A 14,408-nucleotide genomic window follows, 5' to 3' on the forward strand; every position below is an offset into this window, starting at 1 on the left:
ACTTTCGCCTTGGTCTGCTCTAGCTCGCGAGATCAAAAACAGGCTCTGAAAGGCAGAACCCGCAGCGGCTTGAGCCGAGCGGGTTCCAAGTGCCACGTATCATGGCAACACCGTTCAGTATTTACAACAGATCGCCCGACGATCCTGCGCAAACTTTACGGGCGGTATCCGTCACTCGCCGCTATAGACCCGCGGGACGCGCTTGAGGTTGCAGAACAGCTGGTAGGGAATGCTGCCACACAGGGAAGCCAGTTGGCTGGCGGGGACGTTCGGGCCCCAGAGTTCGACGCGGCTGCCCAGGCCTGCCTGCGGCAGGTCGGTCAGGTCCACGGTGAGCATGTCCATGGACACACGGCCGATGATGCGGCTGGGCTTGCCGTCGATGAACACCGGCGTGCCGTCCGGCGCGTGGCGCGGATAGCCGTCGGCGTAGCCCATGGCGACCACGCCGACGCGTACCGGGCGGTCGGCGATGAAGCGCGCGCCGTAGCCCACCGGCTCGCCGGCCGGCAGTTCGCGGATGCTGATGACCTGGGATTCCAGGGTCATCACCGGGCGCAGTTGGTCCGCCAGCGGATGGGCCTGCTCGAACGGAGTGGCGCCGTAGAGCATGATGCCGGGACGCACCCAGTCACTGGGCACTTCGGACCAGCCGAGGATGCCGGGGGAATTGCGCAGGCTGATCTCATGGCCCTGGCCTGCGGCTTCGCGCACGGTCTGGAAAGCGGCAACCTGCTCTTCGGTGCGGGCGCAGTCCAGCTCGTCGGCGCGGGAGAAGTGGCTCATCAGCACGACCTTGGCCACGTGGGGCAGCGCCTTCAGGCGCGCCAGAGCGGCGGCGTAGTCCTGCGGGAAGAAGCCGACTCGGTGCATACCCGAGTCCATCTTCAGCCAGACGGTCAGCGGCTTGCTCGGGCGGGCACGCTCGATGGCCTCCAGCTGCCAGGCCGAGTGCACCACGCACCAGAAATCATGGGCGTCGATCAGTTCCAGTTCGCTGGCCTCGAAGAAGCCTTCGAGCAGCAGGATCGGCGCACGGATGCCGGCTTCGCGCAGCTCCAGCGCTTCCTCGATGCACGCCACGGCGAAGCCGTCAGCCTCGCCTTCCAGGGCGCGGGCGCAGACCACTGCACCGTGGCCGTAGGCGTCGGCCTTGACCACGGCCAGCGCTCGCGCGCCGGTGACTTCACGGGCCAAGCGGTAGTTGTGGCGCAGGGCGGCGAGATCGATCAGGGCACGGGCGGGACGCATGGCGAGGCTCTCTTTTTATCAACGTGGTACGAAACTGCAGACGAAAAAAACCCGGCGCTCCGGCCGGGCCACGCAAAAACGATCAGGGCAGTGCGGCGACGATGGAGATCTCGACGAGGATCTCCGGGTAGCACAGCGCCGCCTGGACGGTGGCGCGCGCCGGGGCGCAGCCCTGCGGGACCCACTGGTCCCAGACGCCGTTCATGCCGGCAAAGTCGGCGGCGACGTCCTTGAGGTAGATGGTTGCCGAGAGGACACGCGACTTGTCGGTGCCGGCCTCGTCGAGCAGGCGCTCGATGCTGGCGAGGACTTCGCGGGTCTGTTGCTCGACGTCGGCGGTGAGGTCGTCCGCCACCTGGCCGGCGAGGTACACCGTGCCGTTGTGAACGACGACCTGGCTCATCCGCTGATTAGTGTGCAGGCGCTGGATGGCCATTCTGAGCCTCCGAAGTGGAACCGTAGCGGGAGATATCCAGACCTTCGGTGCTGATCTGCGGACGCTTCTTGGCCATCAGGTCGGCGAGGTAGCGGCCCGAGCCGCACGCCATGGTCCAGCCCAGGGTGCCGTGGCCGGTATTGAGGAACAGGTTGCGATAGCGGGTGGCACCGACGATCGGGGTGCCGTCCGGGGTAGCCGGGCGCAGGCCGGTCCAGAATTCCGCCTGGCTGACATCGCCGCCTTCCGGATAGAGGTCGGTGGTGATCATTTCCAGGGTGGCGCGGCGACGCGGGTTCAGCGACAGGTCGAAGCCGGCGATTTCCGCCATGCCGCCGACGCGGATGCGCTGGTCGAAACGGGTGATCGCGACCTTGTAGGTCTCGTCGAGAATGGTCGAGGTCGGCGCCATGTCCGGGTTGGTGATCGGCACGGTCAGCGAGTAACCCTTGAGCGGGTAGACCGGGGCGTCGATGCCCAGCGGCTTGAGCATCTGCGGCGAGTAGCTGCCCAGCGCCAGCACGTAACGGTCGGCGGTGACCAGTTGGCCATCGACCCAGACGCCGTTGATACGGTCACCGGCGAAGTCCAGGCGCTGGATGTCCTGGCCGAAGCGGAATTCCACGCCCAGGGCCTTGGCCATCTCGGCCAGCTTGGTGGTGAACATCTGGCAGTCGCCGGTCTGGTCATTGGGCAGGCGCAGGGCGCCGACCAGCTTGTCGGCCACCTTGGCCAGGGCCGGCTCGACGCGGGCAATGCCGGCGCGGTCCAGCACTTCATAAGGAACGCCGGTGCTTTCCAGGACGGCGATGTCCTTCGCGGCGGAATCCAGCTGAGCCTGGGTGCGGAACAGCTGGGTGGTGCCCAGGGAGCGGCCTTCGTAGGTGATGCCGGTCTCGGCGCGCAGCTCGTCGAGGCAATCGCGGCTGTACTCGGACAGGCGCACCATGCGCTCCTTGTTCACCGCGTAGCTCTTGGCGTTGCAGTTGCGCAGCATCTGCCACATCCAGCTGTACTGGCTGGGGTCACCAGTCAGCTTGATGGCCAGCGGGGCGTGGGTCTGCAGCAGCCATTTCATGGCCTTGAGCGGGATGCCCGGGGCGGCCCAGGGCGAGGCGTAGCCAGGCGACACCTGGCCGGCGTTGGCGAAGCTGGTTTCCAGGGCCGGGCCGGGCTGGCGGTCGACGACGACCACTTCGAAGCCGGCACGGGCGAGATAGTAAGCACTGGCGGTACCGATCACACCGCTGCCAAGCACCAGAACGCGCATCTTTGCCTCCTACGTCGCGCCAGGGGCGCAGACGTTTCTTATTCTGAACGTAGATGCGCGCAGTATAGGAAGTCAGGCTCAGCGATATTCACTGATTGCGATGCGGTATTTGACGAAAATTCCTGGCAAAAGTCGCTTTCACGGAGGGACATCCACCAGGATTACGGCATTTTCACCCGAGACCGGATGGTCGAGGATCTGGCGAAAATTTCACCAGATCCAGAGTAAATAGCGAACGAAATGGTATTGGCCAGAACTTCTCGCGCCGGACCATTCCCCGACGGGAATTACCTGCTCCCGCCGCCAGCCCCCGGACTCGCCGCCACAGGTGGCGGCGAGCAGGGAATTCCCCTTGGCGCGGCTACTTGCGTACCCACTGACCATTGACCTGCACGTACTGCCCCGATGGCGTACGTTCGATGGCCTTCTTGCCAGCCAGCGCTTCCACGTCAGCCAGCTTGGCGCCGCTCTGCCCGGCAACCTTCTGGTATTCGGCGCGGCGTGCCGCGTTGATCTGCGCGGCGATATCGGCGGCGTCACCGCCATTCTTCACGACGCCCAGGTAGCCGTCGGTCTGTTCACCGACCAGACCCTGGGACTTGGCGCCACCCAGGGCAGACATCGCCTGCTCCAGGCTCATGGCCATGACCGGCAGGCTCAGGCAGAGGGCGACCAGCGCGACGCCCAGTTTGCGGTGCAATCTCATGCAAAGGCTCCTTCTCAGAACAGGCCACTGTTCTCGTTGATGATGCCGTCGAGCGCCTTGTCGACCTTGATATAGATCTCGTGCTCGATCTTCACGTTGAGGTTGATGTTGATCGGCTCCTTGGGCGCGGCCAGCTGCACGGTAGGCGTGCAGCCCTGGACGACGCCTGCCAGGAGCAGGAAGGGTAAAACGGCGCGAAGGCGCATCGGGGTTCTCCTTGCGGTCATGGCGCGGCGGCCGGGTCGTTGCGCAGGCGTTCCTGCACGCGCTTGCGAATGGTGTCGCTGACCCGGTCGCTCAGTTGCAGGCTGGTGAGCAGCTTGGGCACGTTCTCCTCCAGGTTGACGTTGAGGTTGATCGGCCGGCCCTGCTCCAGCGCCGGGTTGCGCCCGCTCAGGCTCAGGGCGAGGAGCAGCTTGCCCGATTCATCATAATCCACGCGGCTGCTCAGTTTGTCGTAGCGGAAATCGTCGATGGCCGTGGCCACCAGTTGCATGGCCGGGTTGCTCTGGCCCAGGGAGCGGATCTTCTCCGAACGGAACTGCAGCACGCCGGGCTGCCGTGCGGCGACTTCTCCGCCGTGGATGACCAGCTTGCCTTCGTGCAGGCCCAGCGGCAGGTTGCCGTCGATGATGCCGTTGCCGGACAGCCCTTCCGCCGGGTAGGCCGCCAGGATCGCCTCCAGCGCCAGCCCTTCCAGCTTCAGCGTCAGACCCTCGCGGCGCGCGGAAAGATCCACGCCCCCCGGCGGTAGCCATGCACGACCGTTGAACATACCGAGCTCCGCCTGCTGCCAGTCGACCCGCCCGGCCAGCGGTGCGTCCAGCGAGCCCCTGTAGTTGCCCTGCAGCGACAGCGGCCCCAGTGTCACGCCGGGGTTGAGCGAGGCGACTTTCACCTGCGGCAACTGCAGCTCCATCTGCGAGCCGTTCAGCGCGAACTTCGCCTGCAGGTCGAGGCCATGGACCTCGCTGCGGTCGTACACGCCCTCCAGACCTTGCCCGCGCAGGTTCAGGCCCAGGCTCTGCGGCGCGCTACCCGGTGGCAGGCGCCAGTTCAGGTCGAAGCTGGCCTTGCCGTTGTTCAGGCTGAGCAGCGCCGGCCAGTCGCCAAGGGACTTCTCCAGCGGGTTGCCGGTGCGCAGGAAGAACTCCGGCTGGCGCGCAACCAGCGCAACGCCCTGCCTGGCGGAATTGTTCAGATCGACTTCGGCATTCAGCCCGCCGCTGTTCAGCAGGCGGCCCTTGAACTGCTGGCTGTCGAGGCTCGCCGCCAGCGTCCCCAGGGCATTCCAGGAAAGCGGTTTGACGTGGGGCTGGCGGAGTTCGCCCACGGCCAGTTTCAGCGGCGCACTCAGTTGCAGGGTGGCCGGCGCATCGGCCGCATAGCCCAGGTCGAGCGCGCCCTTGCCGAGAACGGCGCTGAGCTTGCTCGCCTTGAGCGACTGCGGCCCGGCCAGGGTGCCGACCTGGAGTTGCGCGCCATCCGCGAAGGCGACGTTGGCGGACTGCTGGTCGATGCGCCCCTCGAAGCTCAGGTCGAGACGGCTGCTGTCGCCACGCAAGCCGGCCAGCTCAAGGTGCGGGACCTTGCCTTCGAGCCGCGAATCCATCAGTTGCAGCGCCAGCGGCGTCGCTTCTAGCAATGCCACACGGGAACGCAGGCGCAGATCGGCGGCGCCCACGGCGTGCAGCTCGGCGCGAACACTACCGGCCTCTTCATCCACGCCGGGCTCCATGTGCAGCGTCAGTCGTGCCGGGCGCAGGCCCACTGGCAGCGCCTGCAGCCAGTCGCCGTAGAGGTCGGACAGGCGCAGATCGCCGCTGAGCACCGAGGGCCGCCAGCCAACGTCGGTGCCGCTGGCGATCAGCCGCAGGTCGCCCTGCAGGTTGCCCAGGCCCGGCAGCGGCCAGGGTTGCGGCAATTGCAGGGAAAGATCAATGTTGCCGCGGCCGCCGCGCAGGCCGGGCCAGTCCGGCCACGCGGCGTTGCCAGCCAGCTGCGTATTCCAGCTCAGGCGCAGGCGGCCGGCTTCGGGGATAGGCAGCGGCAGGTTCGGCGTTGGCAACCACATGCCCAGCCAGTTGCGCACCGCCTGCACCGGCGGCACGGCGGGGCTGGCAAGGCTGCCGCTGAGCTGGCGGGCGCCCGGCGCCCAGGTCGAATCCAGCGACAGCAGCTGTTCGTTGTCGAGGAAGCTGTCCAGTTGCAGGCGCCACTGCCCGTCGCCGGGCTGCAACAGGCCATTGAAGGCGAGCTGCTGCCCGCCCTGGCGCAACTCGCCGCCCAGCGCTGCGGCGCCGCCCGGGATCTGCTGCCAGTGGGCGCTGCCGTTGAGGGTGCAACGCTGCTCGCGGGCACAGGGCAGCTCGAGGAAAACCTGTTCCAGCGCCAGGCGTCCGGGCAGCAGCGCCAGCCAGCGATTGAGTTGCGTCAGGTCCGGCAGCGCGACGTCCTCGTCTTCCGCGCTCTCTCCCGGCCATTGGCGGACATCGATCCTGCCGGCGGCCAGCTCCTTCAAGCGCCAGCGGCCATCGGCATGTTCGGGCCAGCCGACGCGGACCTCGCGCAACTGGATGGCCAACCGCGCACCATCGGGTGTCTGCCGCTGAAGAGCCATCTGTTGCAGGGTCAGCCCTTGTCGCGAAACGCTCAGGCCCTGCCACTGTTCGATGCTCACCCCGGCGTTGGCCAGCAGCCTCGGAATCGCCAGCCACACCGCGCCGACCGCCAGTGCCAGGAGCAGCAACAGCAGCAGGAGGACGGTGCGCAGGCGGGGGAACGACATGCGAAGGCTCCGGAAAAAACAGGCGATTGCAGCCGGAAATGGCAGAACTCTGGCCTACAGGCTGGCCGCCCGGCGCGGGAAGTTCAAGGGTTGCCAGTGATATTCCCTACACAACCGACTATATTGCCGATATTCTCCCAAAGCTCATCCCAGAGTCTTTCCCATGAGAACCCAGCACCAAAGCCGCCGCGAACTGGACAAGATCGACCGCAATATCCTGCGCATCCTGCAGGAAGAGGGTCGCATCTCCTTCACCGAACTGGGCGAGCGCGTCGGCCTCTCCACTACGCCGTGCACCGAGCGCGTGCGCCGGCTGGAGCGCGAGGGGATCATCATGGGCTACAACGCCCGGCTGAACCCGCAGTACCTGAAAGCAAGCCTGCTGGTGTTCGTCGAAATCAGCCTGGACTACAAATCCGGTGACACCTTCGAGGACTTCCGCCGCTCGGTGCTCAAGCTGCCCCACGTGCTGGAGTGCCACCTGGTGTCGGGCCACTTCGACTACCTGGTGAAGGCCCGCATCTCGGAGATGGCCTCCTACCGCAAGCTGCTGGGCGACATCCTGCTCAAGCTGCCCCATGTCCGCGAGTCCAAGAGCTACATCGTGATGGAAGAGGTGAAGGAAAGCCTCACCCTGCCTATCCCCGACTAAATAGCCGGACTAAAAAGCCGGACTGATTCCCGCCATTCGCAGCAGGCTCATCGAGTTTATTTACGACTTCCCGGCGTTTTTTGCGCCGCTGCCTATTGGCTGGGCGGGAAGTCGGCGTTTATCCTGCGTAAAATTTTAACAACACAAAAATCAGGATATCGCACATGAACGCCCGCGTTCACCAGCCGGTACACACCGACCGCCACGCCCCGTCCTACTACGCCGCGAGCGTCAATCGGCGCCTCGAAGTACCGCCCCTGGCCGGCGAGGAAAGGGCCGACGTGTGCATCATCGGCGGTGGTTTCTCCGGGCTGAACACGGCCATCGAACTGGCCGAGCGCGGGTTCTCGGTGATCCTGCTGGAAGCCCACCAGATCGGCTGGGGCGCCAGCGGCCGCAACGGCGGCCAACTGATCCGCGGCGTCGGCCATGGCCTGGAGCAATTCGAGCCGGTGATCGGTGCCGAAGGCGTCCATGCCATCAAGCTGATGGGCCTGGAGGCGGTGGAAATCGTCCGTCGCCGCGTCGAGCAGTACGCCATCGACTGCGACCTGACCTGGGGCTACTGCGACCTGGCCAACAAGCCTTCCGACGTCGAAGGTTTCCAGGAAGACTTCGACGAACTGAAGAGCCTCGGCTACCGCCATGAACTGCGCATGGTCCCGAAGGAGGAAATGCGCTCCATCGTCGGCTCCGACCTCTATGTCGGCGGCATGGTGGACATGGGCTCGGGCCACCTGCATCCGCTCAACCTCGCCCTGGGCGAAGCGGCCGCGGCGCAGAGCCTGGGCGTGAAGCTGTTCGAGAATTCCGCCGTCACCGGCATCGACTACGGCAACGAAGTGCGCGTGCGCACCGCCCAGGGCAGCGTGCGCGCCAAATCCCTGGTGATCGCCTGCAACGCCTACCAGAACCGCCTCAATCCCTACCTCGACGGCAAGGTGCTGCCTGCCGGCAGCTACGTCATCGCCACCGAGCCGCTGTCCGCCGAACAGGCCCATGCCCTGCTGCCGCAGAACATGGCCGTGTGCGACCAGCGCGTGGCGCTGGACTACTACCGCCTTTCCGCCGACAACCGCCTGCTGTTCGGCGGTGCCTGCCATTACTCCGGGCGCGACCCGGCGGACATCGCCGCCTATATGCGACCGAAGATGCTCAAGGTCTTCCCGCACCTGGAAAACCTGCGCATCGACTACCAGTGGGGCGGGATGATCGGCATCGGTGCCAACCGCCTGCCGCAGATCGGCCGCCTGCCCGACCAGCCCAATGTGTACTTCGCCCAGGCCTATGCCGGCCACGGGGTGAACGCCACGCACCTGGCCGGCAAGTTGCTCGCCGAGGCCATTGCCGGCCAGCAGGGCAGCGGCTTCGAGCTGTTCGCCAAGGTGCCGCACATCACCTTCCCCGGCGGCAAGCTGCTGCGCTCGCCATTGCTGGCCCTGGGCATGGCCTGGTACCGCTTCAAGGAAACCCTCGGCGGCTGACCCCTGCGCGCTGCAGCGGCTAGAATCTTCCGCAGCCCGTCACCGGCGGGCTTGTCGGAGACTTCCCTTGCTTCCACGCCTGCTCCTGCTGATCCTGCTGGCCCTGGCTGGCTGCGCCAGTGCGCCGCCGCCCGAGCCCTCGCACGTGCTGCCGGTGCAGGGCACGCGGCTGGACAATGAGATCAGCGAGCGCGCCGCCGCCCATCCCGGCCAGTCCGGCTTCCACCTGCTGGCGTCCAGCGTCGACGCCTTCCTCGCCCGCGCCGAGCTGATCCGCAAGGCCCAGCGCAGCCTCGACGTCCAGTACTACATCGTCCACGACGGCCTCACCACCCGCGCGCTGATCCGCGAACTGTTGCACGCAGCGGATCGCGGCGTGCGCGTGCGCATCCTGATCGACGACACCAGCAGTGATGGCTGGGACTACGAACTGGGCACGCTCGCCGCCCACCCGAACATCCAGGTGCGCCTGTTCAATCCGCTGCACCTGGGCCGCAGTACCGGCGTCACGCGCAACCTCGGGCGGCTGTTCAACCTCTCCGAGCAGCATCGGCGAATGCACAACAAGTTGCTGCTGGCGGACAACAGCGTGGCCATCGTCGGCGGCCGCAACCTGGGCGACGAGTACTTCGACGCCAAGGCCGAGATGAACTTCAGCGACCTCGACCTGATGGGCGTCGGGCCGGTGGCCCAGTCGCTGGGAGAGAGCTTCGACCAGTACTGGAACAGCCGCATCAGCCGGCCCATCGAGGACTATCTGTGGGGCGAGCCGGACCTCGACGAGCTGAACCGCATGCGCCGCAAGCTGGATCACTACATGGCGAAGGAGCGGGTGAAGAGCTCCAGCTATATCGCCCGGCTGAATCGCAACAGCGACCGCCCACACCTGCAGAACTGGCTGGACGATCTGGTCTGGGCACCGGGCAAGGCGGTCTGGGATACGCCACTGAAGGTACTCGACCAGGGCGATCCGAAAGGCGAGCAGTTGCTCAGCACCCAGTTGCAGCCGCTGTTCGACGAAGTGTCGAAAGAGCTGATCCTAGTCTCGGCCTACTTCGTGCCGACCAGCGCCGGCGTCGACTACCTGACCCAGCGCGCCGAAAGCGGCGTCAGCGTGCGCTTGCTGACCAACTCGCTGGAAGCTACCGACGTGCCGGCCGTGCACGCCGGTTACGCGCCCTACCGCCTGGAGCTGCTGGAGCATGGGGTGAAGCTCTACGAGCTGCGCGCCGACCCGGACCAGCGCCTCTCCGGAGCGCCGTGGATGGTGCGCGGGTCGAGCAGCGCCAGCCTGCACAGCAAGGCGGCGGTGTTCGACCAGCAGAAGGTGTTCGTCGGCTCGCTGAACTTCGACCCGCGCTCGGTGCTGTGGAACACCGAGGTCGGCATCATCGTCGACAGCCCGGAACTGGCCGACCAGGTGCGCCGCCTGGCGCTGGCGAGCATGTCGCCCAGCGTCAGCTACCGGGTGAAGATAGCGCCGGGCAGCGAGCCGCCGAAGCTGATCTGGATCGAGGAGCGTGGCGGCAAGCTGGTGGCACTGGACCGTGAGCCGGGCAACGTCTGGCGCCGGCTCAACGTATGGATCGCCGGCGCCATCGGGCTGGAGAAGATGCTCTAGGAGCGCTCCTGCTGCAGCTCGGCGTCGGTCGCGCGCATCACCGGCGGCAAGCCGCGATAGGACACCAGCACCACGAACCCCGCAGCGCCCAGCGCCATCACCAGCGGTAGCGCATGGCCGCTGATCCACTGGCTGGCCGCGCCGGTCGCCAGGGGGCCGATCAGGCAGCCTATCCCCCACAGCTGAGCGATATGCGCGTTGGCGCGAACCAGCGCGTCGTCACGGTAGCGCTCGCCAATCAGGATCAGCGACAGTGTGAACAACCCGCCCGCACTGGCGCCGAACAGCACCAGCACCGGCCAGATGGCGCTATGGTGCAGCAGCAGCGGCATGGCCAGGCTGCTGAGGAACAGCACGATGCCGCAGCCCTTGAACAACGTCTGCCGGGAGATGCGGTCGGCCAGCCAGCCGATGGGTAGTTGCAGCAGTGCATCGCCGACCACCACGGTGCTGACCATCGCCAGTGCCACGGCCTGGGTGAAGCCCTGCTGGATGCCATACACCGGCAGCAGGGTGAGGATCATGGCCTCGAAGCCGGCGAACAGCACCACCGCCCAGGCAATCGCCGGAAGCTGGGCGCAGAAGCTGAACAACCCGCGGCCGTTGGCACTGTGCGGGTCGACCTTGGGCGCGCCGGTGCGGCCGAGCAGTAACAAGGAACCACCCACCAGCAGGCAGACGCTGAACCAGAAACCACGGTCGTCGGCGGTGCCGATGAAGGTCAGCAGCACCGGGCCGGACAACTGGCTCAGCGCATAGCCAGTGCCATACAAGGCGACCAGGCGGCCGCGCCACTTCTCGATGGCCAACTGGTTGATCCAGCTCTCCCCGAGGATGAACACCACGGTCAGCTGTACACCGATCAGCAGGCGCAGGATCAGCCAGACCGGATAGCTCTGCAGCAGCGCCAGCAGGCCCACCGAGAAGGCCCCGGAAATCAGGCAGATACGCATCAGCAGCGGTGTGCCGACCCGCGCGGCGAGGCGGCCGGCGATCATTGCGCCCAGCAGTACGCCCACCGCAGGCGTGGACGCCATGACGCCGATGGCGAAGTTACCGTAACCCCAGCTCTCCAGACGCAGAGAAACCAGCGGCATGGTCAGGCCCAGGGCCAGACCGATGCTGATCACGGCAGCACACACAGCAAAATAAGGACCCCAACGCATTGTCTTTCTCCCGTTCCATCCGGAGCGCACGCCAGGCGCGAGGGTGCCCGATGCGCAATGCACAGCGGCCGGGTTTCCCTGAGGGAAACCCGGCCGCGGGTGTGGCTCTTTGTCAGAGCCGGCCCCTGGATCGGGGCCGACCTGCTTCAGCCGAGGATCAGAGTTTGATCCAGGTGGCTTTCAGCTCGGTGTATTTATCAAAGGCGTGCAGCGACTTGTCGCGGCCGTTGCCGGACTGCTTGAAGCCGCCGAACGGAGCGGTCATGTCGCCGCCGTCGTACTGGTTCACCCACACGCTGCCGGCGCGCAGCGCCTTGGCGGTCAGGTGGGCCTTGGACAGGTCGCTGGTCCACACCGCCGCGGCCAGGCCGTACGGAGTGTCGTTGGCGATGCGCACGGCTTCTTCGGCATCGGTGAACTCGATGACCGACAGCACCGGGCCGAAGATCTCTTCACGAGCGATGCGCATGGCGTTGGTCACGCCGTCGAAGATGGTCGGCTCGACGTAGGTGCCGCCAGTCTCTTCCAGGGTGCGCTTGCCGCCGGCCACCAGCTTGGCGCCGTCGTCGTGGCCAGCCTGGATGTAGCTCAGCACGTTGTTCATCTGGGTGGTGTCGACCAGCGCACCGACGTTGGTTTCCGGATCCAGCGGGTTGCCCGGCTTCCAGGCCTTGATGGCTTCGACGACCATCGGCACGAACTCGGCCTTGATCGACTTCTCCACCAGCAGGCGCGAGCCAGCGGTGCAGACTTCGCCCTGGTTGAAGGCGATGGCGCTGGCAGCGGCTTCGGCAGCGGCTTTCAGGTCCGGCGCGTCAGCGAAGACGATGTTCGGGCTCTTGCCGCCGGCTTCCAGCCAGACGCGCTTCATGTTGGATTCGCCCGCGTAGATCATCAGCTGCTTGGCGATCTTGGTCGAACCGGTGAATACCAGGGTGTCGACGTCCATGTGCAGAGCCAGGGCCTTGCCCACGGTGTGGCCGAAGCCCGGCAGGACGTTGAACACGCCTTTCGGGATGCCGGCCTCGATGGCCAGCTGGGCGATACGGATACCGGTCAGCGGGGACTTCTCGGAAGGCTTGAGGATCACCGAGTTACCGGTGGTCAGCGCCGGGCCGAGCTTCCAGCAGGTCATCAGCAGCGGGAAGTTCCACGGCACGATGGCGGCGACGACGCCGACCGGCTCGCGGGTGACCAGGCCCAGTTCGTTGTGGGCAGTGGCAGCGACTTCGTCGTAGATCTTGTCGATCGCCTCACCGCTCCAGCGCAGGCTGTTGGCGGCGCTGGACACGTCGATGCTCAGCGAGTCGCTGATCGGCTTGCCCATGTCGAGGGTTTCCAGCAGGGCCAGTTCCTCAGCGTTCTCCAGCAGCAGCTCGGAGAAGCGGATCATGACCTTCTTGCGCTTGGCCGGGGCCAGGCGCGACCACACGCCGGAATCGAAGGCAGCACGGGCAACCTGCACGGCACTTTCGGCATCGGCCAGGTCGCAGCTGGCGACCTTGGCCAGGAAGCGGCCATCCACAGGGCTGATGCAGTCGAAGGTGGCGCCGGATGCGGCGTCGACGTATTCACCGTTGACGAAGGCGCGGCCTTCGATCTTCAGGTCCTTGGCGCGAGCTTCCCAATCGGCGCGAGTGAGGGTACCCATGACAACGTGTCCTCTTATTAATGTACTTATTCAGGTGCAGGCGCCCGGCGTGGGCGCGCTGTCAAATATTCCGCAAGGCGGAGCAAACGCATGCTGTTGGCAACCCTAAACCGGAGGCAGCCAATTTTCAATATTTTTTACACTAAGCGGCCAAATGGCCTTGTCACGTTCGTTTTATTAAACATAGACTGCCGTGATTCGTCGGCTGATGGTTTTCCGACAGCCGCTTCGGAGTAAATAACCAACAGCGCTGCGCGTGCCCGCACGCACTCTCGCCTACAACTCTAAAGAACCGAGACCGCCATGAACGTCGAGCAGATCGTCGATTTCGCCCAGGCCACCACCGCCCCCGAACACTACCGCCCCGCCCCGGACCGCATCATCAAGGGCGACCCGGCGCAGAACGTGCGCAACCACTACGCCAGCGACTGCGGCCAGTTCAACGTGGGCATCTGGGAAGGCGAGCCGGGCCACTGGAACGTCAGCTACACCGAGCACGAGTACTGCGAGATTCTCCAGGGCGTGTCGGTGATCCGTGACGCCAATGGCGGCGCCAAGACCGTGCGCGTCGGCGACCGCTTCGTCATCCCCGCCGGCTTCAGCGGCACCTGGGAAGTACTGGAGCCGTGCCGCAAGGTCTACGTGATCTTCGAGCAGAAGGCCTGATCCACCGAACATGAAAAAGGCCGCCGATCGGCGGGCTTTTTTGTGCCCGCGGTTCCGTCAGAAACCGCGGGCAAGAAAAAACCCGCCACGAGGGGCGGGTTTCTTCACAAGGGCGAAGATCAATTACTTGATCTTGGCTTCCTTGTAGATCACGTGCTTGCGAACAACCGGATCGTATTTCTTGATCTCGATTTTCTCAGGCTTGGTACGCTTGTTCTTGTCGGTGGTGTAGAAGTGGCCGGTACCGGCGCTGGACACCAAACGGATCAGTTCGCGCATGACTGCAGCTCCTTAGAATTTTTCGCCGCGGGCGCGCAGGTCGTTCAGAACGGCCTCGATGCCACGCTTGTCGATGATACGCATGCCTTTGGCGGAAACGCGCAGACGCACGAAGCGCTTCTCGGATTCAACCCAGAAACGGTGATGCTGCAGGTTCGGCAGGAAACGGCGACGGGTTTTGTTGTGTGCGTGGGAAATGTTATTCCCGGTAACCGGACCCTTACCGGTCACTTGGCAAACTCTCGACATGGCTCAGCCCTCTGTAAACCACATGCCAAACCCGGCATGGGTTGGCTGCTTAACTCAATAGGATTCTCAGTTTCACCGGGGTCTTAACTGCCGCTTCGCCGCGATCGAGTCGCAGGATCAGGCAGGGCCCCAGAAAAGAGCGCAGCTTTATATCAGAAAGTCACTTCACGCTGCAAGGGAAAGCATGAC

At 65.3% G+C, this 14,408-nt stretch carries 14 protein-coding genes; 4 read left to right on the forward strand and 10 right to left on the reverse strand.

The window, feature by feature from the left end; translation table 11 throughout:
* Positions 1-171: 171 nt before the first annotated feature.
* The 6 genes from alr to RS899_RS25605 form a co-directional block, all read right to left on the reverse strand.
* The gene (gene alr, locus RS899_RS25580) at positions 172-1,251 is read right to left on the reverse strand and encodes an alanine racemase (protein WP_233297558.1); all 1,080 of its coding nucleotides are present in this window, start codon (positions 1,249-1,251) and stop codon (positions 172-174) included.
* Between the two features lie 82 nt (positions 1,252-1,333).
* Positions 1,334-1,687 carry a RidA family protein gene (locus tag RS899_RS25585; protein ID WP_315808367.1) on the reverse strand — a complete coding sequence of 118 codons (354 nt, stop codon included), beginning with the start codon at positions 1,685-1,687 and terminating at the stop codon, positions 1,334-1,336.
* On the reverse strand, positions 1,662-2,957 hold the full coding sequence (gene dadA, locus RS899_RS25590) for a D-amino acid dehydrogenase (RefSeq protein ID WP_024762077.1): 1,296 nt from the start codon (positions 2,955-2,957) through the stop codon (positions 1,662-1,664). Before dadA ends, RS899_RS25585 begins: the two co-directional genes overlap by 26 nt.
* Before the next feature lie 361 nt (positions 2,958-3,318).
* On the reverse strand, positions 3,319-3,663 hold the full coding sequence (locus tag RS899_RS25595; RefSeq protein ID WP_024762076.1) for a YdbL family protein: 345 nt from the start codon (positions 3,661-3,663) through the stop codon (positions 3,319-3,321).
* 14 nt (positions 3,664-3,677) lie between these two features.
* Entirely contained in the window at positions 3,678-3,869 is a 192-nt protein-coding gene (locus tag RS899_RS25600) for a YnbE family lipoprotein (protein WP_024762075.1), read from the reverse strand.
* A gap of 17 nt (positions 3,870-3,886) precedes the next feature.
* Complete coding sequence (locus RS899_RS25605) at positions 3,887-6,451, reverse strand: YdbH domain-containing protein (protein WP_315808368.1); 2,565 nt, start codon at positions 6,449-6,451, stop codon at positions 3,887-3,889.
* A 163-nt stretch (positions 6,452-6,614) separates the two neighbouring features.
* On the opposite strand from RS899_RS25605, the gene dadR reads away from it, so the two are divergent.
* The 3 genes from dadR to RS899_RS25620 all read left to right on the forward strand — a co-directional run bounded on the left by dadR (position 6,615) and on the right by RS899_RS25620 (position 10,208).
* Entirely contained in the window at positions 6,615-7,103 is a 489-nt protein-coding gene (dadR, locus tag RS899_RS25610) for a transcriptional regulator DadR (protein WP_015479539.1), read from the forward strand.
* A 164-nt stretch (positions 7,104-7,267) separates the two neighbouring features.
* Positions 7,268-8,587, forward strand: a complete 1,320-nt coding sequence (locus tag RS899_RS25615; RefSeq protein WP_315808369.1) for an FAD-binding oxidoreductase — start codon at positions 7,268-7,270, stop codon at positions 8,585-8,587.
* A gap of 67 nt (positions 8,588-8,654) precedes the next feature.
* A complete protein-coding gene (locus RS899_RS25620) occupies positions 8,655-10,208 on the forward strand; it encodes a phospholipase D family protein (RefSeq protein ID WP_315808370.1) in 1,554 nt (517 codons plus the stop codon).
* Here RS899_RS25620 and RS899_RS25625 read toward each other — a convergent pair.
* Positions 10,205-11,374, reverse strand: a complete 1,170-nt coding sequence (locus RS899_RS25625) for an MFS transporter (protein ID WP_233297561.1) — start codon at positions 11,372-11,374, stop codon at positions 10,205-10,207. The genes RS899_RS25620 and RS899_RS25625 overlap by 4 nt on opposite strands.
* A 157-nt stretch (positions 11,375-11,531) precedes the next feature.
* Positions 11,532-13,025 (reverse strand): aldehyde dehydrogenase, encoded by a 1,494-nt coding sequence (locus tag RS899_RS25630; protein WP_024762073.1) that lies wholly within the window; start codon positions 13,023-13,025, stop codon positions 11,532-11,534.
* Between the two features lie 303 nt (positions 13,026-13,328).
* Here RS899_RS25630 and RS899_RS25635 point away from each other — a divergent pair, with 303 nt between their 5' ends.
* Positions 13,329-13,691, forward strand: coding sequence for a cupin domain-containing protein (locus RS899_RS25635; protein ID WP_024762072.1), 363 nt, complete (start codon positions 13,329-13,331; stop codon positions 13,689-13,691).
* 123 nt (positions 13,692-13,814) lie between these two features.
* On the opposite strand, the gene rpmG is transcribed toward RS899_RS25635, so the two are convergent.
* Together rpmG and rpmB are read right to left on the reverse strand one after the other, a co-directional pair.
* On the reverse strand, positions 13,815-13,970 hold the full coding sequence (rpmG, locus tag RS899_RS25640; RefSeq protein WP_017520721.1) for a 50S ribosomal protein L33: 156 nt from the start codon (positions 13,968-13,970) through the stop codon (positions 13,815-13,817).
* Positions 13,971-13,982: 12 nt separating this feature from the next.
* Entirely contained in the window at positions 13,983-14,219 is a 237-nt protein-coding gene (gene rpmB, locus RS899_RS25645; RefSeq protein WP_009614118.1) for a 50S ribosomal protein L28, read from the reverse strand.
* Between the last annotated feature and the right edge of the window lie 189 nt (positions 14,220-14,408).

This window comes from Pseudomonas sp. C9-3 (assembly GCF_032392015.1).
In the GTDB taxonomy this organism is placed as follows: Bacteria; Pseudomonadota; Gammaproteobacteria; order Pseudomonadales; family Pseudomonadaceae; genus Pseudomonas; species Pseudomonas nitroreducens.